Annotated in this window: 21 protein-coding genes and 3 pseudogenes; 11 read left to right on the forward strand and 13 right to left on the reverse strand. The window is 69.2% G+C overall.

What is annotated here, in order from left to right:
- Positions 1–110: 110 nt before the first annotated feature.
- The 6 genes and pseudogenes from AC5Y7E_RS04315 to AC5Y7E_RS04340 all read right to left on the reverse strand — a co-directional run bounded on the left by AC5Y7E_RS04315 (position 111) and on the right by AC5Y7E_RS04340 (position 7,996).
- Positions 111–1,256, reverse strand: a complete 1,146-nt coding sequence (locus tag AC5Y7E_RS04315) for a PPE family protein (RefSeq protein ID WP_499920417.1) — start codon at positions 1,254–1,256, stop codon at positions 111–113.
- A 208-nt stretch (positions 1,257–1,464) separates the two neighbouring features.
- Positions 1,465–2,271, reverse strand: coding sequence for an MBL fold metallo-hydrolase (locus AC5Y7E_RS04320; protein WP_499920418.1), 807 nt, complete (start codon positions 2,269–2,271; stop codon positions 1,465–1,467).
- 52 nt (positions 2,272–2,323) lie between these two features.
- Positions 2,324–3,837: pseudogene (locus AC5Y7E_RS04325) on the reverse strand (HNH endonuclease signature motif containing protein).
- 52 nt (positions 3,838–3,889) lie between these two features.
- Positions 3,890–4,751: pseudogene (locus tag AC5Y7E_RS04330) on the reverse strand (pseudouridine synthase).
- 4 nt (positions 4,752–4,755) lie between these two features.
- The gene (locus AC5Y7E_RS04335; protein ID WP_499947628.1) at positions 4,756–6,510 is read right to left on the reverse strand and encodes a glycerol-3-phosphate dehydrogenase/oxidase; all 1,755 of its coding nucleotides are present in this window, start codon (positions 6,508–6,510) and stop codon (positions 4,756–4,758) included.
- A gap of 70 nt (positions 6,511–6,580) precedes the next feature.
- Complete coding sequence (locus tag AC5Y7E_RS04340; RefSeq protein WP_499920424.1) at positions 6,581–7,996, reverse strand: NAD(P)H-quinone dehydrogenase; 1,416 nt, start codon at positions 7,994–7,996, stop codon at positions 6,581–6,583.
- Positions 7,997–8,071: 75 nt separating this feature from the next.
- Between AC5Y7E_RS04340 and AC5Y7E_RS04345 the strand changes: the two genes are divergently transcribed.
- Complete coding sequence (locus AC5Y7E_RS04345; protein WP_499920426.1) at positions 8,072–8,551, forward strand: gamma-glutamylcyclotransferase family protein; 480 nt, start codon at positions 8,072–8,074, stop codon at positions 8,549–8,551.
- 101 nt (positions 8,552–8,652) lie between these two features.
- Positions 8,653–9,471: an alpha/beta hydrolase gene (locus AC5Y7E_RS04350; protein WP_499947630.1), complete on the forward strand. Its 819-nt coding sequence runs from the start codon at positions 8,653–8,655 to the stop codon at positions 9,469–9,471.
- Here the strand turns inward: AC5Y7E_RS04350 and AC5Y7E_RS04355 are convergent.
- The 3 genes from AC5Y7E_RS04355 to AC5Y7E_RS04365 are packed head-to-tail and all read right to left on the reverse strand — an operon-like array spanning position 9,468 to position 12,495.
- The gene (locus tag AC5Y7E_RS04355) at positions 9,468–10,646 is read right to left on the reverse strand and encodes an amidohydrolase (protein WP_499947632.1); all 1,179 of its coding nucleotides are present in this window, start codon (positions 10,644–10,646) and stop codon (positions 9,468–9,470) included. The genes AC5Y7E_RS04350 and AC5Y7E_RS04355 overlap by 4 nt on opposite strands.
- Positions 10,643–11,833, reverse strand: coding sequence for a M20 family metallopeptidase (locus AC5Y7E_RS04360; protein WP_499947635.1), 1,191 nt, complete (start codon positions 11,831–11,833; stop codon positions 10,643–10,645). Before AC5Y7E_RS04360 ends, AC5Y7E_RS04355 begins: the two co-directional genes overlap by 4 nt.
- Positions 11,834–11,880: 47 nt before the next feature.
- Positions 11,881–12,495, reverse strand: a complete 615-nt coding sequence (locus AC5Y7E_RS04365) for a cutinase family protein (protein ID WP_499920750.1) — start codon at positions 12,493–12,495, stop codon at positions 11,881–11,883.
- A gap of 113 nt (positions 12,496–12,608) precedes the next feature.
- Between AC5Y7E_RS04365 and AC5Y7E_RS04370 the strand changes: the two genes are divergently transcribed.
- A complete protein-coding gene (locus AC5Y7E_RS04370; RefSeq protein WP_499947637.1) occupies positions 12,609–13,424 on the forward strand; it encodes a purine-nucleoside phosphorylase in 816 nt (271 codons plus the stop codon).
- Positions 13,425–13,428: 4 nt separating this feature from the next.
- Entirely contained in the window at positions 13,429–15,009 is a 1,581-nt protein-coding gene (locus tag AC5Y7E_RS04375) for a phospho-sugar mutase (protein WP_499947639.1), read from the forward strand.
- Positions 15,010–15,016: 7 nt separating this feature from the next.
- Here AC5Y7E_RS04375 and upp read toward each other — a convergent pair.
- Positions 15,017–15,634, reverse strand: a pseudogene (upp, locus tag AC5Y7E_RS04380) (uracil phosphoribosyltransferase); the annotation flags it as partial.
- Between the two features lie 92 nt (positions 15,635–15,726).
- Here upp and AC5Y7E_RS04385 point away from each other — a divergent pair.
- The 3 genes from AC5Y7E_RS04385 to AC5Y7E_RS04395 are packed head-to-tail and all read left to right on the forward strand — an operon-like array spanning position 15,727 to position 18,984.
- Positions 15,727–16,608, forward strand: coding sequence for an alkaline phosphatase family protein (locus tag AC5Y7E_RS04385; RefSeq protein WP_499947641.1), 882 nt, complete (start codon positions 15,727–15,729; stop codon positions 16,606–16,608).
- A 45-nt stretch (positions 16,609–16,653) separates the two neighbouring features.
- Positions 16,654–17,955 (forward strand): protein export chaperone SatS, encoded by a 1,302-nt coding sequence (satS, locus tag AC5Y7E_RS04390; protein WP_499947643.1) that lies wholly within the window; start codon positions 16,654–16,656, stop codon positions 17,953–17,955.
- A gap of 45 nt (positions 17,956–18,000) precedes the next feature.
- Positions 18,001–18,984: a VWA domain-containing protein gene (locus AC5Y7E_RS04395; protein ID WP_499947644.1), complete on the forward strand. Its 984-nt coding sequence runs from the start codon at positions 18,001–18,003 to the stop codon at positions 18,982–18,984.
- A gap of 4 nt (positions 18,985–18,988) precedes the next feature.
- Here AC5Y7E_RS04395 and AC5Y7E_RS04400 read toward each other — a convergent pair whose 3' ends face one another.
- Complete coding sequence (locus AC5Y7E_RS04400; RefSeq protein WP_499920444.1) at positions 18,989–19,996, reverse strand: VWA domain-containing protein; 1,008 nt, start codon at positions 19,994–19,996, stop codon at positions 18,989–18,991.
- A 52-nt stretch (positions 19,997–20,048) separates the two neighbouring features.
- A complete protein-coding gene (locus AC5Y7E_RS04405) occupies positions 20,049–21,077 on the reverse strand; it encodes a cupin (protein WP_499947646.1) in 1,029 nt (342 codons plus the stop codon).
- A 136-nt stretch (positions 21,078–21,213) separates the two neighbouring features.
- On the opposite strand from AC5Y7E_RS04405, the gene AC5Y7E_RS04410 reads away from it, so the two are divergent.
- Positions 21,214–21,879, forward strand: a complete 666-nt coding sequence (locus AC5Y7E_RS04410) for a GntR family transcriptional regulator (RefSeq protein WP_499947647.1) — start codon at positions 21,214–21,216, stop codon at positions 21,877–21,879.
- Here the strand turns inward: AC5Y7E_RS04410 and AC5Y7E_RS04415 are convergent.
- Complete coding sequence (locus AC5Y7E_RS04415; RefSeq protein ID WP_499947649.1) at positions 21,876–22,523, reverse strand: polysaccharide deacetylase family protein; 648 nt, start codon at positions 22,521–22,523, stop codon at positions 21,876–21,878. The genes AC5Y7E_RS04410 and AC5Y7E_RS04415 overlap by 4 nt on opposite strands.
- An 88-nt stretch (positions 22,524–22,611) precedes the next feature.
- Between AC5Y7E_RS04415 and AC5Y7E_RS04420 the strand changes: the two genes are divergently transcribed.
- From AC5Y7E_RS04420 to AC5Y7E_RS04430, 3 genes are all read left to right on the forward strand, one after another.
- Entirely contained in the window at positions 22,612–23,256 is a 645-nt protein-coding gene (locus AC5Y7E_RS04420) for a TetR/AcrR family transcriptional regulator (protein WP_499920452.1), read from the forward strand.
- Complete coding sequence (locus AC5Y7E_RS04425; protein WP_499947650.1) at positions 23,253–25,076, forward strand: alpha/beta fold hydrolase; 1,824 nt, start codon at positions 23,253–23,255, stop codon at positions 25,074–25,076. The genes AC5Y7E_RS04420 and AC5Y7E_RS04425 overlap by 4 nt, the downstream gene beginning before the upstream one ends.
- A gap of 61 nt (positions 25,077–25,137) precedes the next feature.
- Positions 25,138–25,668, forward strand: a complete 531-nt coding sequence (locus AC5Y7E_RS04430; protein WP_499947651.1) for a hypothetical protein — start codon at positions 25,138–25,140, stop codon at positions 25,666–25,668.
- The last annotated feature ends 2 nt before the right edge of the window (positions 25,669–25,670 follow it).

A 25,670-nucleotide genomic window follows, 5' to 3' on the forward strand; every position in this document is an offset into this window, starting at 1 on the left:
CCTTGGGGAAGAACGTGGGTGGGGCGAACGCGGCGCGTCGGCTCCCCTGCTGCCGGTCGCCGTTGCACGCGGTGTTCGGCACCCGCAGTCGTGGGGCAGCATCGTCGCCGTCATCCCGCGGATGGATTTCGAGGCATCACTTTGCCTGTGACCTCCCGGCCGACGGCGACGTCCTCGTACTTCTGCTGTTTGCGCTTGCGCCAGCCGGTGCCCGCCGAGGCCGTCGTCGGCGGCACCATCATCGGCATCAGCGGCAATCCCGATTCCGCCGCCGGCAGCGGCGAGGCGGCGGACGCGAGCTGCACCCCGGTCTGCGTGCCCGGCAACAGCCCCACCACGGCGGGCGGCGCGGTCAGTTTGCCCAGCGATACCCCCACGCCCATCGCACCCGTCGGCGCCATTCCTTCGCCGATGCCGCTGACCGCGCTGGACAGGCTCGCCGTGGCCGCTCCCAGGCCCTCCGACAGGCCGCTGCCGATGTCGCCGCCGACGCTCTGCAGCGCGCTGGCCGACGAGTTCTGCGCCAGGTAGCTGAGCATGTTGATGGGAAAACCGGACGAGATGAACTGGTTGCCCCAGGTGCTGAAGTAGCCGAACCACCCTTGGTTCGGATCGCCGTCGGCGCCGAAGATGCCGGCGGACGAGAGGTCCGAAACCAGTGAGTTCCCCACGTTGCCGGCGTCCAGCGCCTGGGCCTGGTTCACCGCCAGTTCTTGGCGGGTCGTTCCGCCCGGATCGGTGGCCGACAGCGGCGAATTGAAATTCGACAGCTGCGTGGTCGCCTGCGACGACGACGCCTGGTATCGGGTCATCGCCGCCGAGTTGTTCGCCCACATGGTCTGGTATTCGTTCTCGGTCTCGGCGATGGCCGCCGTGTTGGTGCCGAACCGGTTGGTGGCCAGCAGCTGCGCCAGTCGCGTCCGGTTGGCGGTCACCACCGAGGGATGAACCACCGTGGACCGGACGGTGGTGAAGGCCGTCGCGGCGCCTTCGGCGGAGGTGGCCAGCTGCGCGGATTGCTGAGCGGTCTCGCGCAGCCAGAGCAGGTAGGGCTGGACGGACTGCAGCATCGCCATCGCCGACGGGCCGTCCCAGGAGTCGATGAGCGACGACAACGTCGAGGCATAGGTGGAGACCGAATTCTCCAACTCGACGGCCAGGCGCTGCCAGGCGCCGGCGGCCTCGATCAGCGAACCCGCTCCCGGTCCGGTGTGGATGAGAGTCGAGGTGACCTCTGGGGGTGCAAAAAGATCCATCACGTCTCACAATGCCCACGCTGAGAACAGCCTCAGCAAATTTGCGTTGACCAGGCCACGAAGAACCTTGAAACTCTGCACGTCGAAGCCCTTAACCTGCGGCCGGGACCTCCCAATTCGACCGCCAGGTGTTAGGCCACCCTATCTCATAGCTGAGAGCGATTTGACATTTGCTGGCCAGGGCAACCTGCGCGACACCGGCCGTCTTTCAAACGGTCACCGAGGCGCCGCGATTCACCGTGACGATCCGGTCCCCGAGGCCTCGGCGCTGCATCTCCCGGGTGAAGTCGGCCAGTGGCGACGCGAAGACCGCGTAGTCGTCGAAGTGCACCGGGATCGCCTTCGGCAGGGCGAGCATCGCGACGAGTTCGGCGCCCTGACGGCCATCCATGGTGACGGTCAGTCCGAACGGCAACCGCCCGCCTGCGGGCAGCCGGGTGCCGCCGAGGTGCAGCATGCCCACGTCGATCGGGTCGAACCTGGTGGGGATCTCGTTGAGCTCCTCGATCAGCAGGGTGTCGCCGGAGATGTAGAGCCGGCGCGGGGGTGAGCCATCGTCGGCGGCGACCTCCACCATGGTGCCCATCACCGGCGGGAGCAGCCGCTGGCTCCATCCGGGTGCGTGACGCCCCGGCAACGACGTGAGGGTGAGCGTGGTGCCGCCCTTTGTGATCGTGTGCTGCTGCCAGGTTCTCAGGCCGCGTGCCTGCGCAAAGCCGCGCTGGTGCAGCCGTTTGGCGGCGTGCGGGGTGGTGACGACGGGCAGTTCGTGGTCGAGTCCCTTCTGCGACACGCGGTCCCAGTGATCGCCGTGCATGTGCGACAGCACGATCGCGTCGACCGGAGGAAGCTCGCTCAGTTGCAGCGCAGGCTCCTTGAGCCGTTTGGACACCAGCCCATGGCCGAGGTAGGCGCGTTGCCCCTTGTGCAAGAAATTGGGGTCGGTCAACAGCGTCAGCCCGCCCGCGGAAATGAGCGTGGTGGCGTTGCCCACGAACGTGACGGTGATGTCCATAGCCCCGGGCTACCCGGTCCCGCGCCTTCCATGCCGGAAGACCTCCATGCCGCTAGAAGGGCGGCGGGTCGTCGGCGCCGGGCGGGGCGGGCCCGTTGCAGCTTGCGGGCCCGCTGGCCAGCCGGGTGGCGCGGTTGTGCCGGCGTTCGGCCGCGACGCGCGCGGCCCGGTTCTGGGCGCGGGTGCGACGCCGGGTGGGCATCATCGCCGTGCGAGCCCCGCAGTAGTCGGGCGCCACGTCGGCTTCGGCGGCGGGGATCGCGCCGACACCCTGGCACAAATTCGGAAACAGCAGCGCGCTGCCCGGCGTGGTGACATAGGTCTGCCCCGACGGCGAAGTCAGCACGAGGGTGCCGTCGGGAAGTTGATTCTCCCGCCAGCCCCAGAAAGTTTTCACCAAATGGTGTGTGCGGCAATAACATTTGAGATTCGAGGCGTGCGTGGGGCCGCCGTCGGCGTAGGGAATCGTATGGTCGAGATCGCATTCCGTAGCCGGGCGGTCGCAACCCGGCCAGCGACACGTCAGATCCCGGCAGCGCACGAAATCGGCCAGCGCCTTGGACGGCACATAACCGGGTTCCGGGGGCGCGTCGCCGGGTGAATCAGCGGCGCCGGCGTGGCCGAGGCGGCCAACTCGGCGAGCAACTCCGGCGGGATCAAACCCTGCGCACCTATCTGAGCGGCGACCGCCGAACCGCGGCCGTCCAGACCGGCCTGTTCGGCGATCACGTGAATCAGCACCGGGCTCGACGCGGCCCGTTTACCGGCCGCACAATCCGATCGCCCGCACCCGCACGCCAACCGGTTCGCCCCGGCAGCCAACGCCCCCAACGCATCGGCGCGGCGCTGCTCGCGGGTGCGCGGATCGTGCTCACACACCGTGGCCGCCAACGCAGTCAACCGCTGGTCCAACGCCTGCGCGTCCGGGGCCAGCAGGGTGCCCTCCAGATGCGCCAACCCCTCCCCCATGTCGGCCACCCACACCTCACGCCCGGCCGCACGCTCCTTGCGGCGTCGCACCGCGTCCGCGTCGGCACGCGCGACGAGCTTGTCCACCTGCGCGGCCAGCCGGCCTCGAGTCATCGACGGCCAGCGCGCCACATTGGCCGCCAGCCGCGCGTCCACCACCGCCAGCACCTGCGGATCGGTGATCAGATCCGTTCGGTACACCATTGTGGCGAACATCCGGAAGTCGATATCACCGGCCTTGAACACCTCACCCACCTGCGGAAGCCGCTCGCGCATCGCGCGGGCGTAGCGCACCTTGCTGCCGGCCAGACCCTGACTGATCCGCAACTCGGCGGCGACTTCAGCACCGACGGCCGCCTCGGTGTCCACGGCCCACTCCTCGGTCTCCGAACACCGTGACAACCGATATCCGAACAACTCACCGATGGCCACCAACTGCGCGGCCGCCGCCCGGTTCTCCGCGCGCGCCGCCGCTCCGATCCGGTCCAGCAGCCCCTTGGACACCGGCGTCGTCGACGGGTATTGGCGCTCGGCCAGCTCGTCGAAGTAGGCGATCACCTCCGGCGGAGACGCGATACGCCGGCCATGTTCGAACATGTGTTCGACACTACCAGCTTCCGACGACACGCGCCGTCGCCTGCCAAACCGCCTAGGGCTCGGTACGACGGCTGACGAACTCCCGCCGCGCGCCGGTCAGCGGATCGGTGAACTCGATGCGCTGCGCCAATAGGCGCAGCGGCGTGCTGAAGTCGTCGGCCGCCACGTCGATGACGTTGGGATACAACGGGTCTCCCTCGATCGGTATCCCCAGCGACGCCATGTGCAGGCGCAGCTGATGCGTTCGCCCGGTTCGGGGGGTGAGCCGGTACAGACCGTCCGGCGATACCAGCTCCACGCGGGTCTCGGCATTGGGCGCGCCCGGCTCGCACACCGCCTGTAGGTGGCTGCGCCGCTTGATGATTCGGCTCTCCACCACTCGTGGGAGCTGCAGCTGCGGGTCGACGGCCGCCCGGGCCAGATATGTCTTACGGACCGATCCGCGGGAGAACAGCGTCTGGTAGGCACCGCGCACCTCGCGCCGCGCGGTGAACAGCAGCACCCCGGCGGTCAGCCGGTCCAGGCGGTGCGCCGGGCTCAGCTCGGGCAGGTCCAGTTCACGCCGCAGCCGCACCAGCGCGGTTTGGGCGACGTGGCGTCCGCGCGGCATGGTGGCCAGGAAATGCGGCTTGTCGACGACGACGATGTCGGCGTCGCGATGCAGCACCGGGACGTCGAACGGGACGGGCACCTCGTCCGGCAGCTCGCGATACAGGTACACACTCGCGCCGGCGGGAAGCACTGTGGCGGAATCGATTACCGCTCCGTCGGCGCCGACGACCTCTCCGGCCAGCACCCTGGCGCGGGCCCGCGCGCCGAACCGGGCGGTGAGCTCGGCCAGCACCGGGCCGCCGCGCAGCCGCACGCGCCGGACCGAGTCCGTCCCGCACGGGCAGTGGCGCCGGCTTCACCATAAGCTCAACTGAGCGGGACCGGCTCGAGGATCTCGGCGCGCGCCTCGGGGGCGCTGGCCCGCAGCTCGTCGGCGGACACGTCGTCGGGCTGGGCCTGCGACAGGATCTCGGCCTCCACCCGGGCGGTGTAATTCGCGACCTCGCGCCCGATCTCCTCTGCGGACCAGCCCAGCACCGGCGCCACGACTTCGGCGACCTCGCGCGCGCAGTCGACACCGCGGTGCGGGTATTCGATGGAAACGCGCATCCGGCGGGCCAGGATATCCTCCAAATGCAAAGCGCCCTCGGCGATTACGGCGTACAACGCCTCCACCCGCAGATAGCCCGGCGCCTCCTTGATCGGTTCGAGCAGCTCGGGGCTGTCAGCCGCCAGCGCCAGCACGTCGCCGATCAGCGAGCCATAGCGGTCCAGCAGATGACGCACCCGGTAGGGGTGCAGACCCTGCAGCTGGGCGACGTGTTCGGCCTGGTTGATCAGCGCGAAGTAACCGTCGGCCCCCAGCAGGCTGACCTTCTCGGTGATCGACGGCGCCACCCGGGCCGGAACGAATTGGGCCGCAGCATCAATCGCGTCGGCGGCCATCACCCGGTAGGTGGTGTACTTGCCGCCGGCGATGGCCACCAGGCCCGGCGCGGGCACCGCCACGGCGTGTTCCCGGGACAGCTTGGAGGTCTCCTCGCTCTCCCCGGCCAGCAGCGGCCGCAGCCCCGCGTACACCCCGTCGATGTCGGCATGCGTCAGCGGGATGGCCAGCACGGTGTTGACCGTTGAAAGGATGTAGTCGATGTCGGCCTTGGTGGCCGCCGGGTGAGCCAGGTCGAGATTCCAGTCGGTGTCGGTGGTTCCGATGATCCAGTGGCTGCCCCACGGGATGACGAACATCACCGATTTCTCGGTGCGCAGGATGATCGCGACGTCGCTGACGATGCGGTCACGGGGCACCACCACATGCACGCCCTTGGACGCTCGCACCTGAAAACGCCCGCGCTGCTTGGACAATGCCTGGATCTCGTCGGTCCACACCCCGGTCGCGTTGACCACCACATGCCCGCGGACCTCGGTGATCGCGCCGTCCTCGGAGTCGCGGACGCGCACACCGGTCACCCGATCGCCTTCGCGCAGCATGGCGACCACCTGGGTGGAGGTCCGCACCACCGCGCCGTAGTGCGCGGCGGTGCGCGCCACGGTCATGGTGTGCCGCGCATCGTCGACAACCGTGTCGTAATAACGGATTCCACCGATCAGCGAGCCGCGCTTGAGGCCCGGGCTCAACCGCAACGCACCGGCACGCGTCAAATGCTTCTGCGCGGGAACGGATTTCGCCCCGCCGAGCCGGTCGTACAGAAATATACCGGCGGCGATGTACGGGCGTTCCCACATGCGATTGGTCAACGGGAACAGGAACGGCATCGGCTTGACCAGATGCGGCGCCAGCGTGGTCAGCGACAGCTCACGTTCGTAGAGCGCCTCGCGCACCAGGCCGAACTCCAGCTGTTCGAGGTAGCGCAGGCCGCCGTGGAACATCTTCGACGAGCGACTCGAGGTGCCCGAGGCGAAATCACGCGCTTCGACCAGCGCCACCTTGAGACCACGGGTCGCGGCGTCCAGCGCGCAGCCCGAGCCCACCACGCCGCCGCCGATCACCACCACGTCGAACTGTTCGGTGCCCAGCCGTTCCCAGGCGGCCTCGCGCTGCCGCGGCCCCAGCACGGAAACCGGTGAGCTGCGCTGGGTGGGCGCGTGAACGGGTTCAGTCACGGCCAGGACTCCTCACTGGGGAAACTCCTCGGTTACTCGTCAGTAGGACGTGCTGCACCAAGGCTAACCGCTAGTCCAGGTCGTCGTGCGCCATCAGCCGCCGTGCGGCCTCGGTGATCGAGCCGGACAACGACGGGTAAACCGCCAGCGTCTGCGCCAGCTCGTTGACGGTGATCCGGTTCGTCACGGCCACGGCGATCGGCAGGATCAGCTCGGACGCGATGGGAGCAACCACCACACCGCCGATGACCACGCCGGTGGCCTGGCGACAGAACAGCTTCACGAAGCCCCGTCGCAGGCCCGACATCTTGGCGCGCGCGTTGGTCCGCAGCGGCAGCATGACCGTGCGGGCCGGCACCGAGCCGTCGTCGATCATCGACTGGGGGACCCCGACGGCGGCGATCTCCGGCCTGGTGAACACCGTCGCCGCCACCGTGCGCAGCCGGATCGGGCTGACGCCCTCGCCCAGCGCGTGATACATCGCGATCCGGCCCTGCATGGCGGCGACCGAGGCCAGCGGCAGCAGCCCGGTGCAGTCACCGGCGGCGTAGATGCCGGCCACCGAGGTCCGTGACACCCGGTCCACGGTCAGGTAGCCGCCGCGGCCCAGCTCGATGCCGACCCGGTCCAGGCCCAGGCCGCTCGTGTTGGGCACCGACCCGATGGTCATCAGGGCGTGGCTGCCCTCGACCGTGCGCCCGTCGGCCAGCGTGACCAGCACGCCGTCCTCCGTGCGGGTCACCGATTGCGCGCGGGCATTTTTCACCAGCTGGACGCCGCGGTCGGAGAACTCCCCTTCCAGCACCAGGGCGGCGTCGGCGTCCTCGTAGGGCAGCACCCGGTCGCGGCTGGCGACCACGGTCACCGGCACGCCCAATTCGGTGTAGGCGTGCACGAATTCGGCGCCGGTGACCCCGGACCCGACCACGATGAGGTGCTCGGGCAGGGCCTCCAGGTTGTAGAGCTGGCGCCAGGTCAGGATCCGCTCGCCGTCGGGCGGCGCCGACGGCAGCACCCGCGGGCTGGCGCCGGTGGCGATCAGCACGACGTCGGCCTCGTACTCGCTGGTGACGCCGTCGGCGGTGGTCGCCTTGACGCGGTGGCAGGCCAGGCCGGGCGTGGGATCGATCAGCTCGCCGTGGCCGGCGACCACGTCCACGCCGACGCCGAGCAACTGGTCGGTGATGTCGGCGGACTGTTCGGTGGCGAGTTGCTTGACCCGGGCATGGATCTGCGGCAGCGAGATCTTGGCGTCGTCGATGTCGATCTCGAATCCCAGCCGCGGCGCCCGGCGCAGTTCGGTGCGCAGCCAGGTCGAGGCGATGAAGGTCTTGGACGGCACACAGTCATCCAGGACGGCGGCCCCGCCGATGCCCTCGGAGTCGATCACCGTGACGCGGGTGGTGTCGGGGTGCGAGGTCGCGGCGACCAGGGCGGCTTCGTAACCGGCCGGGCCTCCACCGAGGATCACGATGCGGGTCACCACAGCCACCAACCTAACGAAGCGCCCGTCCGAATGCTCAGGGAAGACCGGCCAGCATCGGACGTCTAAGCTTTCCCCGTGCCGCTCTACGCCGCTTACGGGTCGAACATGGATCCCGAGCAGATGCAGAAACGCGCGCCACACTCGCCGATGGCCGGAACCGGCTGGCTGCACGGATGGCGATTGACCTTCGGTGGCGAGGACATCGGCTGGGAGGGCGCGCTGGCCACCGTCGTCGAGGATCCGGATTCGAAGGTGTTCGTCGTCCTCTACGACATGACACCGGCGGACGAGAAAAACCTGGACCGCTGGGAGGGCTCGGAGTTCGGCGTCCACAAGAAGATCCGGTGCCGCGTGGAGCGCATCGCGTCGGACACCGATACCGACCCGGTTCTGGCGTGGTTGTACGTTCTGGACGCCTGGGAAGGCGGGGTCCCGTCGGCCCGGTACCTGGGGGTGATGGCGGACGCCGCCGAAATCGCCGGTGCGCCAAGCGATTACGTCCACAGTCTGCGGACCCGCCCGGCCCGTAACATCGGCCCGGGCACCAGCGCCTGATCCGGAAGGAAACTCGGCTGTCAGTTCTGTCCCTACCGCTGGTCGCGGACGCGCTCGCGCGCACATTCGCCGCCACGGTCAACCCCACGCCCAAGGCCGCCGTGCGATTCCCGGAGATCGGGGGCCGAACCACCGAGGTTGCCATCGATACCCGCCACGGCCCGGTCTCGGCAACGATCTATCACCCGCCGGCGGCGACGAACCCGCCCGTCTACGTCAACGTGCACGGCGGCGGGTTCGTCGTCGGCCACCGCGAGCAGGACGATCCGTGGTGCCGATACCTGGCCGCCCACGCGGGTGTGCTGGTGATCAACCCCGACTACGTCCTAGCACCACGGCGCCGCTTTCCCGCCGCGGTGCACCAGATCTATGACGTCGTGTGCTGGGCGGCGGGCCCGGACCGCGAGTGGGACGGCACCCGGCTGTGCGTCGGCGGCCAGAGCGCGGGCGGCAACCTGTCCGCCGCGGCGGCGCGACTCGCGCTGGAGAACGGTGGCCCCGACATCGCGCTGCAGGTGCTGCACTACGCGCCGCTGGACCTCGTGACGCCCAGCCGCGACAAGGCATCGACGCTCGGGCGCCGGGCGATCATGAAGCCGTGGATGAGCGAGGTCTTCGACACCGCCTACATCCCCGAGCCGGCCCAGCGGCGCGACCGCCTGGCCTCGCCCGCCTGGGGCGACAACGCCGATGACATCGCCGGCATCGCGCCCGCGCTGGTCGTGACGGCCGAGCACGATCGGCTGCGCGACGAAGCCCGCAGGTACGCAGGCAAACTCGCCGACGTCGGCGCGTTAGCGGAGTACCACGAGGTGGCCGGCGTCGACCACGGCTACAACATCATGAGCGAGGCCGGCGACGTCACGCGGCGCGCGTACGCCCACATCGCCGAACACGTCGTCCGCGCCACCGGCGCTTAGGACCGCTCGAACGCGGCCGCCTGCTCGACGATGTTCGTCATCACGCGCACGCCGATCGGCAGGGCGCGCTCGTCGAGATTGAACGTCGGCTGGTGCAAGTCCAGCTGAGGTCCCACTCCCGGCCACACCCCCAGCCGGGCCATCGCACCGGGAACCTCCTCGAGGTACCAGGAGAAGTCCTCGCCGCCACCGGACTGACGGGTGTCGGCGAGCGCGTCGGGGCCGATCTGTTCGATCGCGTGGGTGAGGATGCGCGTCGAGACGTCCTCGTTGACCACCGGCGGCACCCCGCGCCGGTATTGCAGCGTGTGCTCGATGGCCAGCGGCGCCAGCAGCCCGGTCACCGTCTCGCGGATGACCTCCTCCATGCCCACCCAGGTCTGCCGGCTCGCGGTGCGCACGGTGCCCGCCAGCACGCCGGTCTGCGGGATGGCGTTGGCGGCCACGCCGGCGTTGACCGCGCCCCAGACCAGCACGGTGCCGTTGCGCGGGTCGAGGCGCCGCGACAGCACGCCGGGCAGCCCGGTGATCAGCGTGCCCAGCCCGTACACCAGGTCGGCGGTCAGATGTGGGCGCGACGTGTGCCCGCCGGGTGAGTACAACGTGATCTCGATCTGGTCGGCCGCCGAGGTGATGGGGCCGTGCCGGACCGCGACCTTGCCCACCTCCAGCCGGGGGTCGCAGTGCAGGGCGAAGATCCGCGACACCCCGATGACGGCGCCGGCCGCGATGGCGTCGATCGCCCCGCCGGGCATCAGCTCCTCGGCGGCCTGGAAGAGCAGCCGCACCCCGACCGGCAGCGCGGGCACCGACGCCAGCACCAGGGCGGCGCCCAGCAGGATCGCGGTGTGCGCGTCATGCCCGCAGGCATGCGCCACGCCCGCCAGGGTGGAGGCGTACGGAACGCCGGTGAGCTCGGCCATCGGCAGGGCGTCCATGTCGGCCCGCAGCGCGATCCTGGGCTCGTGTTCGGGGCCGATGTCGCAGACGAGACCGGTTCCGCCCGGCAGCACCTTCGGGTTGAGCCCGGCTTCGGCCAGCCGCTCGCCGACGAACTGGGTGGTGGCGTGCTCCTGGCGGCCCAACTCCGGGTAGCGGTGAATGTGGCGGCGCCATTCGACCAGGTCTTGGTGATGGGTGGCCAACCAGGAATCGGCGGCGTCGGCGAGGCTCATCGATGCTCCCCGCCACGCCTGCGCTGCTGCGCGTCCAGCACCCGGTCGCGCTGGGCGGGCGTCTGGGCAAGCTGAACCACCGTGCGCGCCAGCATGATCGCGCCCTCGACGACCGCGCGGTCGGCGCTGGGGCCCGCGGCGGCGTCGGCGAAGGCGCGCTGGTGCACCATGGCGCCCCCGGCATCGACGCCGACGATCGGGTGGATCCCCGGCAGCACATGCGTGACGTTGCCCATGTCGGTGCTGCCCATGGGCAGCGCCGCCTCGTACTCGCGGGCCACCGGCTCGCGGCCCAGGCGGCACATCTCGTCACGGAAGGTGTCGGCCAGCCATTGGTCGGGCTTCAGTTCGTCATACGGGGGTGCGGGAACGTCGATCTCGTATTCGCAGCCGGTGCCCAGCGCGCCGGCGGCGAAGCAGGCGTACATCCTGCCCTCCAGCTCGCGCAGCGAATCCGCTTCGAGGGCTCGCATCGCGTACTGAAGCGCCGCGCGCCCGGGGATGACGTTGACCGCCTGTCCGCCGTTGGTGACGATCCCGTGCACCAGCTGCCCCGGCGCCAATTGCTGTCGCAGCAGCCCGATGGCCACCTGCGCGACGGTGACCGCGTCGACGGCGTTGATACCCAGGTGTGGCGCGACGGCCGCGTGGGATTCCTTGCCGCGGTAGTTCACCGTCGCCTCGGACAGGGCCAGCGAGCGGGACCCGGCGATGTCGGCCGGGCCGGGGTGGAGCATGACCGCCGCGGCGATGTCGTCGAAGACCCCGGCCTTGAGTAGCAACGCCTTGCCGCCGCCGGCCTCCTCGGCCGGCGTCCCCAGCAGCGACACCCGCAGGCCGAGGTCGTCGGCCACCTCGGCCAGCGCCAGGGCGGTGCCCACCGCCGACGCCGCGATGATGTTGTGGCCGCAGGCGTGGCCGATCTCGGGCAGCGCGTCGTATTCGGCGCAGATCCCGATGGTCAGTGGCCCGCTGCCGAAGTCGGCGCGAAAGGCCGTGTCCAGCCCGCCGGCGGCCGCGGTGATCTCGAAGCCGCGCTCGGCGACCAGCGCCTGCGCCTTGGCGCAGCTGCGGTGCTCGGCGAAGGCCAGCTCGGGCTCGGCATGGATGTCGTGGGACAACTCGACAAGCTCGGCACCACGCCGCCGCACGACATCTTCAACGCTGTCTAACGGGGTGATGGGCACTCTCGCAGTATGTCGCAGTGTGTGATCGAGGCCCAACCCCGCCGGGGCTACACCAGCCCGGCGATGAACCCCGCCGCCTGGCCGGGGTACGGCGGTACGGAGTAGTCGTGGTGCGCATCGCGGTCACGGCCACCGACGACGCAGACCGGATCGCCCTCGCTGCACAGGTCGATGGCGCGGCCGGCGAACGCACCCGTCGACGACAGCGGCGTATTGAAGCGGTTGCCGGGGTTACCGAACACCGCGACCGCCCTGATCTTGCCGGCGAGCCCGGGATCCAGCGCCGGAGCCGAGCCGAAGTTGCCGATGCGCTGGCCCACCGGCGGCACCCCTGCGAGCATCGACACCGCGGCGGCGCCCTGCGAGAAGCCGCCCAGCACCAGCCGCGTGGACGGGCACTGGTCGACCATCTGCGCGATGTGGTCGCGCGCGTCGTTCGCGCCGTCGGCGGTGGTCAGGAAGTTGTAGCTGGCCGGGTAGTTCACCGCGTACGAGTCGACGCTGCGCGATCCCAGCGCGGGCTGCAGCGCGCCGAACAGCGCGTCGCCCACGACGCCCAGGCCGGGCGGCTCGGCGGTACCGCGGATGAAGATGAGTTGCACGTCGGGGCAGTCCGCTTTGGCCGACGGCGCCGGGCCGAATGTGATCGAAACCACCGACAGCGCAATAGCGACGGCTACCCCCATGGCCGGGCCAACCACCGGCCACCTACGAAGATTCATACGGCAGATCCTGACACATACCGGCGACACCTCCCCACCGCTAGGCTCCCGCTGTGACCGAAACCCCGTCGGACCCAGGCGACCTCGCCCGCCGGGCGGCCGAGGTCATCGCCGAACGCACCGGGATCGCCGAGCATGACGTCGCCATCGTGCTCGGATCCGGCTGGCCGCCGGCGGTCGCGGCGCTGGGCACGCCCACCGCCGTGCTGGCCCAGGCGGAGGTGCCCGGCTTCGCCCCGCCCACCGCGGTGGGGCACACCGGCGAGCTGTTGTCGATGCGCATCGGTGCGCACCGGGTGCTGGTGCTGGTCGGGCGCATCCACGCCTACGAGGGCCACGACCTGTCTCATGTCGTGCACTCGGTGCGGGCGGCCTGCGCGGCCGGCGTGCGCGCCGTCGTGCTCACCAACGCGGCGGGCGGCCTGCGCCCGGAGATGACCGTCGGCGAACCCGTCCTGATCAGCGACCACCTGAACCTGACCGCCCGGTCGCCGTTGGTGGGCCCGCAGTTCGTGGACCTGACGGACGCCTACTCGCCGCGGCTGCGTGCGCTCGCCCGGCAGGCCGACCCCACGCTGGCCGAGGGCGTCTACGCCGGGCTGCCCGGCCCGCACTACGAGACGCCCGCCGAGATCCGGATGCTGCGCACGCTGGGCGCCGACCTGGTCGGCATGTCGACGGTGCACGAGACCATCGCGGCCCGCGCGGCCGGCGCCGAGGTGCTGGGGGTCTCGCTGGTGACCAACCTGGCCGCCGGCATCGGCGGCGAACCGCTGAGCCACACCGAGGTGCTGGCCGCCGGCGCCGCGGCGGCGACCCGGATGGGGGCGCTGCTGGCGTTGATCCTTACCCAGCTCCCCCGCTTCTAGGGCCATGACGCCCGAGGAGTGGATCGCCCACGATCCCGACCCGGCGACGGCGGCCGAGCTCGCCGCGTGCGACGCGGGAGAGCTCGCCCGGCGGTTCGCCCGCCCGCTGATGTTCGGCACGGCGGGCCTGCGCGGGCCGGTGCGCGGCGGGCCGGACGCCATGAACGTCGCGGTGGTCTCGCGGGCGACCTGGGCCGTCGGACAAGTGCTGATCGCGCGCGGCCTACCCGGCTCGCCGGTGATCGTGGGACGCGACGCCCGGCACGGCTCGGCGGTATTCGCCACGGTTGCCGCCGAAGTACTTGCCGCCCAAGGGTTTTCCGTGCTGATGCTGCCCGGTCCGGTCCCCACCCCCGTGGTCGCCTTCGCGGTGCGGCACACCGGCGCGGCGGCCGGGATCCAGATCACCGCATCGCATAATCCGGCCGCCGACAACGGCTACAAGGTGTACCTCGACGGCGGCATCCAGATCGTCTCCCCCACCGACCGCGAGATCGAAGCCGCGATGGCCGCCGCCCCGCCGGCCGACCAGATCGGCAGGACCCCCGTCGAACCCGCGCGCACCGATCTGGTCGAGCGCTACATCGAGCGGGCCGCCGGGTTGCGGCACGGCAAGGGGTCGGTGCGGGTGGCGCTGACCGCGCTGCACGGGGTGGGCGGTGCGGCGGCCGTCGAGGCGTTGCACCGCGCGGGGTTCGTCGAAGTGCATTCCGTCGGAACGCAATTCGCACCCGACCCGGATTTTCCCACCGTCGCGTTCCCCAACCCCGAGGAGCCCGGCGCCACCGACGCGGTGCTGGCCCTGGCCGCGGACGTCGGCGCGGACGTGGCGATCGCGCTCGATCCCGACGCCGATCGGTGCGCCGTCGGCATCAAGGACGGGCCGCGGTGGCGGATGCTGTCCGGCGACGAAACCGGTTGGCTGCTGGGCGATTACCTGTTGGCGACGACCCAGGTGGACAAACCGGTGGTGGCCAGCACGGTGGTGTCGTCGCGGATGCTGTCGGCCATCGCCGCGCGCTACGGCGGCGTCCACGTCGAAACCCTCACCGGATTCAAATGGCTGGCCCGCGCCGACGCGAAAGTGCCCGGCGGCACGCTCATCTACGCCTACGAGGAAGCGATCGGGCACTGCGTCGACCCCGAAGCCGTGCGCGACAAAGACGGCATCAGCGCCGCGGTGCTGGTGTGCGACCTGGTGGCCGCGTTGCAGGCGCGTAACCGCACCGTGCCCGACGCCCTCGACGAACTGGCCCGCCGGTACGGCGTGCACGACGTCGCCGCGGTGTCGCGCCGGATCGCCGACGCCACGGAGGCGGCCGCACTGATGCGGCGCTGGCGGGCGGACCCGCCGACAACGCTGGCCGGTTACGCCGCAACCCTCACCGATATCACCGACACGCTGATCTTCACCGCCGGCGACGGCGACACGTCGATCAGGCTGGTGGTGCGGCCTTCCGGGACCGAGCCGAAGTTGAAGTGCTACGTGGAGATTCGCTGTGCGGTTGACGGCGACCTTGACTCTTCGCGGCGCCGCGCCGCCGCCCTGCGCGAGGCGCTGATCGCTGCTGTGCGGAGCTGGTGAACAGGTTGGGCCCGAATTGGCGGTCGCCGGCATCGCCGAGACCCGGCACGATATAGGCCGATTTGTTCAGCCCCTTGTCGACCGCGGCGCAGAACACTCGCGCGTCCGGCGCCGATTTCTCCACCGCCGCAAGGCCTTCCGGAGCCGCCACCACACAGAGCACGGTGATATCGGTGGCGCCGCGACCCTGTAGCAGGCCGATGGTGTGCACCATCGACCCGCCGGTGGCCAGCATGGGATCGAGGATGATCACCGGCCTGCCCGCAAGCTTGTCGGGCAGCGCCTCCAGATACGGCACCGGCACGTGGGTTTCCTCGTTGCGGGCGACACCGACGAATCCCGCCTCCGCCTCCGGTATCGCGGCGTGCGCGGCGTCGAGCATGCCCAGTCCGGCCCGCAGCACCGGCACCAGCAGCGGCGGCTTGACCAAGCGGGTCCCGGCGGCCGAGGAGACCGGGGTGCGAACCCGCACCGACTTTCGCGGCGCGTCCCGGCCGGCTTCGTAGACCAGCATCAGCGTCAGCTCGCGCAGCGCGGCGCGAAAACCGGCGTTATCGGTGCGTTGGTCGCGCAGCACCGTCAGCCGGACGGCGGCCAGCGGGTGGTCGACGACGCGAATCTCCATGGGGTCGAGGGTATATAACGATCGGGCTAAGCCCTTCTGACACGCTCGTGCCCATCCCCGGAACCGTCGGCGCCCGTTCATATACTCCGGGCGTGTTGCGCGAAATCCGCGGTCCGCTCGGCGGCGCGTACCGGGCCCTGCGGCTGCTGGGTGCGTGCGCGCTGGTGGCGCTGGCGGCCAGCCCGTTGACGCCGCGCATAGGCCTTGCCGCAGCGGTCATTCCGCAACCCGCGCACATCGTGATCGTGGTCGAGGAGAACCGCTCCGAGACCGGCATCATCGGGAACAAATCGGCGCCCTTCATCACCACGCTGGCCTCGGGCGGCGCCAACATGACCCAGTCGTTCGCCGAAACCCATCCCAGCGAACCGAATTACCTGGCGCTCTTCGCCGGCAATACGTTCGGGGTGACCAAGGACGTGTGCCCGGTCAATGGCGGCGCCGCGCCGAACCTGGGCTCCGAATTGCTCGCCGCCGGTTACACATTCGTCGGTTTCGCGGAGGGCCTGCCGGCGGTCGGCTCACCGGTCTGCAGCGCCGGCAAGTACGCGCGCAAGCATGTGCCGTGGGCCAACTTCACCAACGTGCCGGCGGCCAACTCGCTGCCGTTCTCCGCGTTCCCGATGGGCAACTACTCCAGCCTGCCGACCGTCTCCTTCGTCATCCCCAACAACGACGACAACATGCACGACGGTTCGATCGCGCAGGCCGACTCCTGGCTCAACCGCGAACTGTCCGGGTACGCGAACTGGGCGGTGGCCAACAACAGCCTGCTGATCGTGACGTTCGACGAGGACGATAACGGCGGCCGCAACCAGATCCCCACGGTGTTCTACGGCGCGCACGTCCGTCCCGGCAGCTACACCGAACAGATCAACCACTACAACGTGCTGTCCACGGTGGAGCAGATGTACGGATTGCCGAAGACGGGCTACGCCGCCGGCGCCGCGCCCATCACCGATATCTGGGGCTAGCCCCGACATGGGGCACATTCGGCCGCCGTCGCTATTCTGTGCCGCATGGTTGCTGACCTCGTGCCGATTCGCCTGAGCCTGTCCGATGGTGACCGCTACACCGTGTGGGCACCGCGCTGGCGTGACTCCGGTGACGAGTGGGAGGCGTTCTTGGGCAAAGACGAGGACCTGTTCGCGTTCGCTAGCGTCGCCGACCTGGTCGCGTTCGTGCGCGCCGACGACGACAACGACCTCACCGACCACCCGGCGTGGAAGGAGCTGCGGGCCGCACACGCGCATGCGTTCGAACCGGCCGAGGACAAGCAGTTCGACCTGGTCGCCGTCGAGGAGCTGGTCGCCGAGAAGCCCACCGAGGAGTCGGTGTCCGCGCTGGCCGGCGCGCTGGCCATCGTGTCGTCCATCGGATCGGTGTGCGAGCTGGCGGCGGTGTCGAAGTTCTTCAACGGCAACCCCAGCCTGGGCACCGTGTCCGGCGGCGTCGAGAACTTCGCCGGCAAGGCCGGCGCCAAACGCTGGCACGCGATCGCCGAGGTGATCGGGCGCAGCTGGGACGACGTGCTCGCGGCGATCGACGACATCGTCACCACCCCCGAGGTCGACTCCAAGCTGTCGGACAAGGCCGCCGACGAACTGGCCGAAGAGCGCGAACCCGACGAGCCGGACGAGGACGCCGGCGCCGAGGACGCCGCCGGCGACGAGACCGCCGAGGAGTCCTCGGAGGACGAACCCGAGGCCGAAGGCGAGGAGGCCGACGACGAGGCCGACCGGGCGACCGGCGACACCGTGGTGCTGGGCAGCGACAAGGACTTCTGGCAGCAGGTGGGCATCGATCCGATCCGGATCATGACGAGTTCGGGCACCTTCTACACGCTGCGCTGCTACCTGGACGACCAGCCGATCTTCCTGGGCCGCAACGGACGCATCAGCGTCTTCACGTCCGAGCGCGCGCTGGCCCGCTACCTGGCCGACGAGCACGACCACGACCTGGCGGACCTGAGCACCTACGACGACATCCGCACCGCCGCCACCGACGGCTCGCTGGCGGTCGAGATCACCGAGGACAACATCTACGTGCTCAGCGGGCTGGCCGACGACCTGGCCGACGGACCGAACGCCGTGGATCGCGAGCAGCTGGAACTGGCCGTCGAGGTGCTCCGCGACATCGGCGACTACTCCGAGGAGGGCACCGTCGACAAGGCGCTCGAAACCAGCCGGCCGCTCGGCAAGTTGGTGGCCGCCGTGCTCGAGCCCGACTCGGTCGCCAAGCCGTCGCCGCCGTACGCCGCGGCGGTCCGCGAGTGGGAGAAACTGGAGCAATTCGTCGACGGGCGGCTGCGCCGCGAGTAGCGCCACCGTTTGACGGGCCGGGCTTAGACGGGAAGGTTGGGTGACGTGTCGCTTCCCGGTATCGGGCCGTTACCGCTCTACGGATTCCAGCGTCCCGCCCTGTTGTTGTTCGGGCTGGTGCCCCTGGCGCTGCTGGCCGTCTACATCTGGGTCCAGGCGCGACGACGCCAACGGCTGCACCGCTACACCGATGCGCCCGTGGCGCAGTCGCCGTGGCGGCATCTCCCGATCGCCGTGTCGCTGCTGTGCCTGGCGCTGTTGACCATCGCGCTGGGCACGCCCACCCACGACATGCGCATCCCGCGCAACCGCGCCGTCATCATGCTGGTGATCGACATGTCGCAGTCCATGCGCGCGACCGACGTCGAACCCAACCGGCTCAAGGCCGCCGAACAGGCCGCGACCCAGTTCGCCGATCAGCTCACGCCCGGCATCAACCTCGGGCTGGTCGGATTCGCCGGCACGCCGTATCTGCTGGTGCCGCCCACCCCGCAGCACCAGGCCACCATCGACGCCCTGAAGAAGCTGGATTTCGCCGACAGCACCGCGACCGGCGAAGCGATCTTCACCGCCCTGCATGCGATCAGCGCCACCGCGGTCGCCGGCGGCGACACACCGCCACCGGCGCGGATCGTGCTGCTCTCCGACGGCGGCGAGAACAAGCCCTCCAATCCCAGCGATCCGCACGACGGCGTCTACACCGCGGCGCGGCTGGCCAAGGACGAGGGCGTGCCCATCTCGACGATCTCGTTCGGGACCAAGGGCGGCGAGATCGAGATGGACGGGCAGCGCCACGCCGTCCCGGTCTCGACCGACCAGATGAAGACCGTCGCCAAGTTGTCCGGCGGCCAGGCCTACACCGCCACCAACCTCGGCGAGCTGCAGAAGAGCTACAACGCCATCGAGAACGAGATCGGCTACCGCAGCGTCCCGGGGCCCGGCAGCTCCGGCTGGCTGCGCCTCGGCGTGCTGACCGCCCTGATCGCGACGGCGCTGGCGCTGCTGATCAACCGGCGCCTGCCCAGCTGAGAACTCAGGCGGGCAGCCTGCGGTTCAGCAGCAGACCGGCCAGCACGGCGCCGGCCATGACGAAGGCGCCGAGCAGCATCCAGGCCAGGCTCGCGTCGCCCTTCACGGTTTCGTAGCCGATCTGGCGCTGCAGCGTCGAGTACACGTTCTTCAGCGAATCCAGGCTGTCGGCGTGGAACGACTGGCCGTCGGTGATCTCGCAGATCTTCTGCAGGGTCTGGTCATCCACCGGAACCGGGATGGTGGCACCCTCGTAGTCGACGGTGCCGTACGGGGTGCCGAACGAGATCGTCGAGATCTGCACGCCCTCGGCCTTGGCGGCCCGCGCCGCGGTGAACGCCCCCTGCGGGGCATTGGGGTCCAGCGGCACATTCTCGGCGCCGTCGGACTCCAGCACGATCCGCGCCGGCGGTGGCCCGTCGCCGCCGCCCATCACCGACCCCACTGTCGCGATCGCCTGCAGGGCGGTGAAGATGCCCTCTCCCGTCGCGGTTTTGGGCATCGGCTTGAGGCTGTCGATGCCGGCCTTCACCGCGCCGCGGTTGGTCGTCGGGGGCACCAGCAGGGTGGCGTTGGCCGCGAACTCCACCAGTCCCAGGTTGATCGCCGGGGTCAGCTGGTCGGAGAACTGCTTGCCGGCCTCCTTGGCCGCGTCCAGGCGGTTGGGCGGCACATCGGTGGAGGCCATCGACTCCGAGACGTCGATCACCAGCATCACGACCGCGCGGTTGAGCGGGATCCGGACGTCCGAGGTCGGCCCCGCCATCGCGGTGGTCAGCAACACCAGCGACACGGCCAGCAGGATGGTCGGCACGTGCCGCCACTTGCCGGGCGCCGCCGGGGCCACCCGCTCCAGCACCTCCATGTTCGCGAAGCGCAGCACCCGGCGACGGCGGGCGAATTGCTGCACGACGTAGAGGCCGATCACCAGCAGCACGATCAGCAGGACCAGGAAGAACCAGGCGTTCTGGAAGCCGGTGAGCGACACCGGTCCCAGCAGGGGCACCTTCATGTCCAGCCACACTATGCGCCGAACTCCGGCGGTGCATGGGCCGCCGCCGGGACTATCCGGCGCCGAGATCGCGACGCTGGGTGAACTTGATATCCAGGCTGCGCAGGTAAGTCTGCAATCCGGCGTCTTGGATCGGGATCAGGTGGGCGGGCTCGTCGGTCTCGTTGTAGTGGGCGTGCCACATCCCCGGCGGGGTGGTGAAGGCGCAACCGGCCCGCCAGTCCACCCGAATGGGGTCGACGATGTCGCCGCGGGAGTCGAGGCGGGTGCCCAGCAGCGTGTAGCAGCCGAACTCCGGCGCATCCAGGATGAGGTCCAGCGCGACCGACTGGTGCCGGTGCGGGCGCTGCACCTGGTTGGGTGGCAGCACGCCGAACATGGCCCACAGCACGTGAGTGATGGTCAGCGTCTGCGCCTGATCGGCGTTGGCCAGCAGCACGCTGACCCGGCTCTTGTCGTTGGCGCCGGGACGCGACGCGATCTTGTCCAGCCTGGCCACGGCGTCGGCGCGGCGAAACTTCGTTGCCTCAAACCGCGGCTGGGTGGCTTCGGCGCCCAGGTAGCGCATCAGCGGCTCGTCGTGCACCCAGTACATGGCCGTGTCGGTGGCGGCGTAGAACACCGAGTGGCTGCCCGCGGGCAGCGTCACGAAATCGCCCTTCTCCCAGTCGATCAGCCGCCCGTTGACCGCCGCGAAGCCCCGCCCGTAGAGCACGTAGTACAGCTGCGAGGTGGCGTTGGGGCTGGTGTCGACCTGCTCGCCGGAGCGGATGCTGATGAAGTTGGCCAACAGCGCGGGGCTGGTCGCGGCGCCGGAGTCGATGCGCAGTTCCTCGGACAGGTCCAGCGGGATCACGCCGGTCGGCGCGTCGAGATAGACCTCGGGATCGAAGCGCCGCATCGGCATCGGTGGTATGTGCCCGGCTCCGATGGGGTTGGCCGCCTTGGAGTACTCGAAGTATTCGGCCTGCTGCGCCCATTGCTCGAAACGGCCCTCGAACCCGTACTCGGCCACGTTGATCATCGGTGCCGGAATCGTCGGGTCCAGATTCGGCGTGACCAGCTTGTGCGCGGTCGGCATCTCCGCCTCCATTTCCTAGCTCTGTTTCGTATCTGAATAGTATTTATCTTGTATCTTAGCGTCAATCCGCGCAGGTGGGCGCCCGGTGTTAGGGTCATGACCACGCTTGAGATACGGCCACCGGAAGGGGGTGTGCGTGCCGGCAAAGGTCCGTCGACCGGGCACCGCCAAGGACCGCGCGCTGGACTACGTCAAGACGCAGGTACTCACCGGCGCGTTCCCGGGCGGTGAGCTGATCAGCGAAGGCGATGTCGCCACGGCGCTGGGGATGTCGCGCACCCCGGTGCGCGAGGCGTTCCTGCGGCTGGAGGCCGAGGGGTTGTTGCGGTTGTATCCGCAGCGCGGCGCCCTGGTGGTGCCGGTCTCGCCCGACGAGGTGCGGGCGGTGATGGAGTCTCGGCTGGTGCTCGAGCAGTTCGCGGCCGGCAAGGTGATCGGACGCGGCCCAGTCGTCTGCGCCGCGGTCTTCGAACGGCAATCGGGCGAACTGCGGCGGCAGCGCGACGCCGCGTCCGCGGCCGACTGGCGGGCGTTCGTGGAGTCCGACCGCGCCTTCCACGCCATCACCCTGGAAGAGTCGGGCAACACCATCCTGGCGAATTTCTATTCGACGTTGCGCGACCGGCAGATGCGGATGATCGGGGAATCGTCGCTGCGCGAGCCCGATCGGGTGGCCACGATCGTGGCCGAGCATCAAGGCATCGCGGAAGCGTTGCGCGACGGCGACTTACCGCGCGCGCTGCAGGCGGTGCAGACCCACCTGGCCAGCACGGTGCGGGCCATGGGGTTGTCCGTCCTCTAGGGCTCGGGTCGCAGATGATCGACGGGCGTGCGCATCCGCCCCCGCACGATCGGCACGCAATCATCGGGGAGCTCCGTGGTGACCTCCAGACCCGCGCGCGTGAGTTCATCGAGAAATCGCGGTAGCTGCTCCATCGCGCCGGTTGGCAGGTCATGCAGTACGACCACGGTGTGCTGAGACTTGTCGGCATCGGCGAGCGCCCGGCTGACCCATCCGACGGGGTCGGCCCAGTCGCGCGGCACGCTGTTCCACAGGACGCAGGTGTACTTCTGCGCGACGAGGTAGTCGACGGCCGCTTGGTTCAGGCAGCGACGTTCGAGTGCGCCCTCGGTTCCCCACGGCCGGAAGTACCGATCGGCATCGGCGACATCGTCCAAAAGCGTTTGCGTGCCGCTGATTTCGTCGATGGCTTGCGCCGGGGAAAGCTCTCCGAGAGGCAATCCATGGGTGTAGGAGTGATTGCCGATCAGGTGCCCCTCACGCGCGGCGCGCTCCATCAGCCGGCGTCCCGCCGGCGCGCGAACGTTGCGCCCTACGACAAAGAACATGGCGGACATCTGACGCTGAGCGAGCGCATCGAGAACCTGATCCGTGACCCCGGGAGTCGGTCCGTTGTCAAAGGTCAAGGTGATTTTCGAAGGCATGGCGGGTGCTCATCCATCACGTCATAGTTGCCTGACTGATTGATCAGACAGTACGTTATCGGGTAGCCGGTGACCAAGAGAAGAGTCGATGTTGACCGCAACCGTTCCGACAGCCCCGAACGCTGATTCCGCGGGGACGGCCGGCGACGCCCGGCAGCGGATCCTGCAGACGACGATGCGGTGCTTCGGCGCGTACGGCTATGAGAAGTCGTCGATGAAGCTGATCTCGGCGAAAGCCGGCGTCTCGCAGACCCTGCTGCACTATCACTTCGAGACCAAGGAAAAGCTGTTCCAGGCCGCGATCGACGACATGGCCAAGGCGATGTTCTCCACCGCGTCGGCCCGGCTTGCTGACCGGATGTCGGTGACGGACGGTCTCAACGAGGCGGCCGATCTGGTGTACACCCTGTTCATCGACAACCTCGAAGCGGTCACGTTCATGGTCGAGTTCACCGCGGCGGCCAATCACAACGAGTTCTTGCGGAGCGCGTACGTCGACTATCGCGATACTCAGCGCCGGCGGATCGCTGAGCTGCTACGCGCGATCGTCGGTGACGACGCGCCGCCAGGTTTGATCGACGAGACGGTGCATCTCGTGGAAATCGTCTTGCTGGGCATGTCGATGCAGCGCCCGTTCGTCGGCGACACTGCGCGCTTCCGCGGCGATTTCGACGCTTTCGCGCGCATGATCGCCACCCACATCACCGAACGATTGAATTCGAGGCGCCGATGACCGCGAACACCACCACGCAGGCAGTCCCGCCGATGGCAGAGGACGCGGTGACCGGATCCGGTGGACGACGAATCTTCGTGCGCCGCTACGACAACGACAACGCCGACTACGTCTTGGTGCTGGTGCATGGCACCGCCGGGAACAGCGAAGGCTACGACACCTTCGCCGAGCACATGCGCCGCCATCATCGGGCGGCGGTGTATTCGTTCGACCTCACCGGGCACGGCCGCACCGAAGGCAGGGCGGGCGTGTTCAGTTTCGAGGCCTTCCTCGAAGACACCCGGGCGGTAACCGATTACGCCGCGCAACGCACTTGCCTGCCCGTCATCGTGCACGGCGCGAGCCAGGGCGGCGAAGTCGCATTCCACGCGCTCGACGCGTGCCCCGCCGTGGTGGCCGGTGTGTGCATGAACATCTTGTTGAACCACGAGGCGCCGATGAGCCTGGCGATCCGGCTGTTTCAGTCGCGCCCGGCCCGATTCGCGGCAGCGAAGATAGGCGATCGGCTTCGGATCCCGCTACGGCGGGTCATCGACTTCAAGGCCGCCTACCAAGAAGACCCCGGCTTACTGGCAACGAAGAAGAAGGACCCGCTGTACGTCTGGTCGTACGGGTTGCGAAGCTACCACTCGGTGTTCAACTATGTCCCGCCACGGCCCGCAGCGGCCAACACGAAACCAGTCCTGATCACGTGTGGCGAGCACGATGAAATAGTCGGCGCCGAACACTGCCGGGCGTGTTTCGAGCGGATCGGCGGGACCAAAGACTTCTTCATGATGCCCGGCGGCGGCCATCAGCTGATGTTGTTCGACAGAGACGTCTACGGCCGGGTCATCGACTCGTGGATCCGGGAGCGTGCGCTCGGTAACGCCCAATCATGGCAAGCGCCAATCGAACCCGAGGAGCGAAGGTACTTCGAGTTCCTCGACCACGAACGGGCGAACGACGCAGTCGGTGAGCCCGAGTACCGCTATTCGATGATCGATCGCGCGCTGATGCGGATCAGCAACGGCACGATCGAGCGCGGGGTCCGCTACTTCTCCAACGCCGACGTCAGCGCACAGTGGCGTTTCACGGCAGACCTGGTCAGCGAAATCGACTACACCGCATGGGATTTCCTGCGCGACTATCTGCCGTCCACAGATAGCGACCGCCCGGCGATGGCGGTGGTCGGCTCCGGCGGCGGAGGGGCGATCGCGGGGTTGCTGGAACGTTATCCGCAGCTGCGCGAGTGGGACATCGTCGGCGTCGACGTCGACTACAAATCGATCGACGCGGCCCGCAAGCGCTTCGCCGGCCGGCCCGGGGTGGACTTCGTCGTCGGCGACGCGCGAAACGCGGATGTGTTGGCGGCCAATCGGTTCGACCTGATTTACCTGCACGGAGTCTTCGACCATTGCACGGAGCACCGCCGTCTGCTCGACAGCGTGTTCACCGCGCTGAAGCCGGGCGGCCGAATGTTCTATGTGACACCGGATCGCAACGTGTTCACCTGGCTTTACTTCATCACGGTCGGGCCGCTGTTCGTGTTCGGCCTGCACAAGCCCAACCACGACTTTCGGCGATTCCCCCGCCCGGCCGAGTTGAATACCATGCTCCGGCACGCCGGTTTCGAGCTGCTGCCCAGGCGAGACCGGCCGACGGCACCGGCCATGGTCGGCCTCGAGTACAAATCCGGGATGAATCCGTTCCCGGTCAAGAGGTCGGTGCGCACTCGTGCCCTCGGCGACGAGATCTTCAAGCACACCAGCCCCAGGTGGTGGTTGGGCAACGGCTTCCTCGGTGAATATGTGGGAGCGGCGCAAAAACCGAACCGGTGATATCTGCCGGTGCTTAATATGCTTCTACGCGGCCGGGGCCGCCCGACATGAAGGGGAACCGATGGGTTGGGAAATGGCTCCGAAGATCCGCGGCGCGATCACGAGAGCGGCCGTGGCCGCGGCGGTGCTCGGGGTCGTTGCGACGGGTGCCCCAGGTGCAGCGAACGCGATGCCCGCGCGTATGCCCGGTGCGCCCGTTCCGCTGGACGACCCCGATCCCAACCTGCCCACCAACCCATCTGATCCCCGTTGCGTGGCGATGCCCGAGGTGGCGCAATGCCAGGGCGGGCCGTATGCGGCCGGCGGCGCGCCCACCGGCCCGGCGGACCTGAGCTGCATCAGCCAGCCCACTAACCCGGTGTGCGCGGGTGGTCCGTACGCGCCGCCCCCGGCGGATCCGCCGATCGCCCCGCCTCCGCCGGTGGACGCGCCACCGCCGGTGGACCCGCCACCAGTGGCGCCGCCACCCGTCGCACCACCACCGATGGAAGCCCCGCCGATGGCGCCGCCACCCATGGAGCCGCCGCCCATGCCGATCGCGCCCGCAGCGCCGGCCGACACCGGGATGGCCGGGATGCCCGGGCACATCTGACG

It is taken from the genome of Mycobacterium sp. NGS17, from assembly GCF_059813205.1.

Bases quoted from the DNA above. Each gene is read 5' to 3' on its own strand.
- AC5Y7E_RS04315 (WP_499920417.1), bottom strand. From the start codon at position 1,256: ATGGATCTTTTTGCACCCCCAGAGGTCACCTCGACTCTCATCCACACC.
- AC5Y7E_RS04320 (WP_499920418.1), bottom strand. From the start codon at position 2,271: ATGGACATCACCGTCACGTTCGTGGGCAACGCCACCACGCTCATTTCC.
- AC5Y7E_RS04355 (WP_499947632.1), bottom strand. From the start codon at position 10,646: ATGAGCCTCGCCGACGCCGCCGATTCCTGGTTGGCCACCCATCACCAA.
- AC5Y7E_RS04375 (WP_499947639.1), top strand. From the start codon at position 13,429: ATGACGCCCGAGGAGTGGATCGCCCACGATCCCGACCCGGCGACGGCG.
- satS (WP_499947643.1), top strand. From the start codon at position 16,654: ATGGTTGCTGACCTCGTGCCGATTCGCCTGAGCCTGTCCGATGGTGAC.
- AC5Y7E_RS04400 (WP_499920444.1), bottom strand. From the start codon at position 19,996: ATGAAGGTGCCCCTGCTGGGACCGGTGTCGCTCACCGGCTTCCAGAAC.
- AC5Y7E_RS04405 (WP_499947646.1), bottom strand. From the start codon at position 21,077: ATGCCGACCGCGCACAAGCTGGTCACGCCGAATCTGGACCCGACGATT.
- AC5Y7E_RS04415 (WP_499947649.1), bottom strand. From the start codon at position 22,523: ATGCCTTCGAAAATCACCTTGACCTTTGACAACGGACCGACTCCCGGG.
- AC5Y7E_RS04420 (WP_499920452.1), top strand. From the start codon at position 22,612: ATGTTGACCGCAACCGTTCCGACAGCCCCGAACGCTGATTCCGCGGGG.
- AC5Y7E_RS04425 (WP_499947650.1), top strand. From the start codon at position 23,253: ATGACCGCGAACACCACCACGCAGGCAGTCCCGCCGATGGCAGAGGAC.
- AC5Y7E_RS04430 (WP_499947651.1), top strand. From the start codon at position 25,138: ATGGGTTGGGAAATGGCTCCGAAGATCCGCGGCGCGATCACGAGAGCG.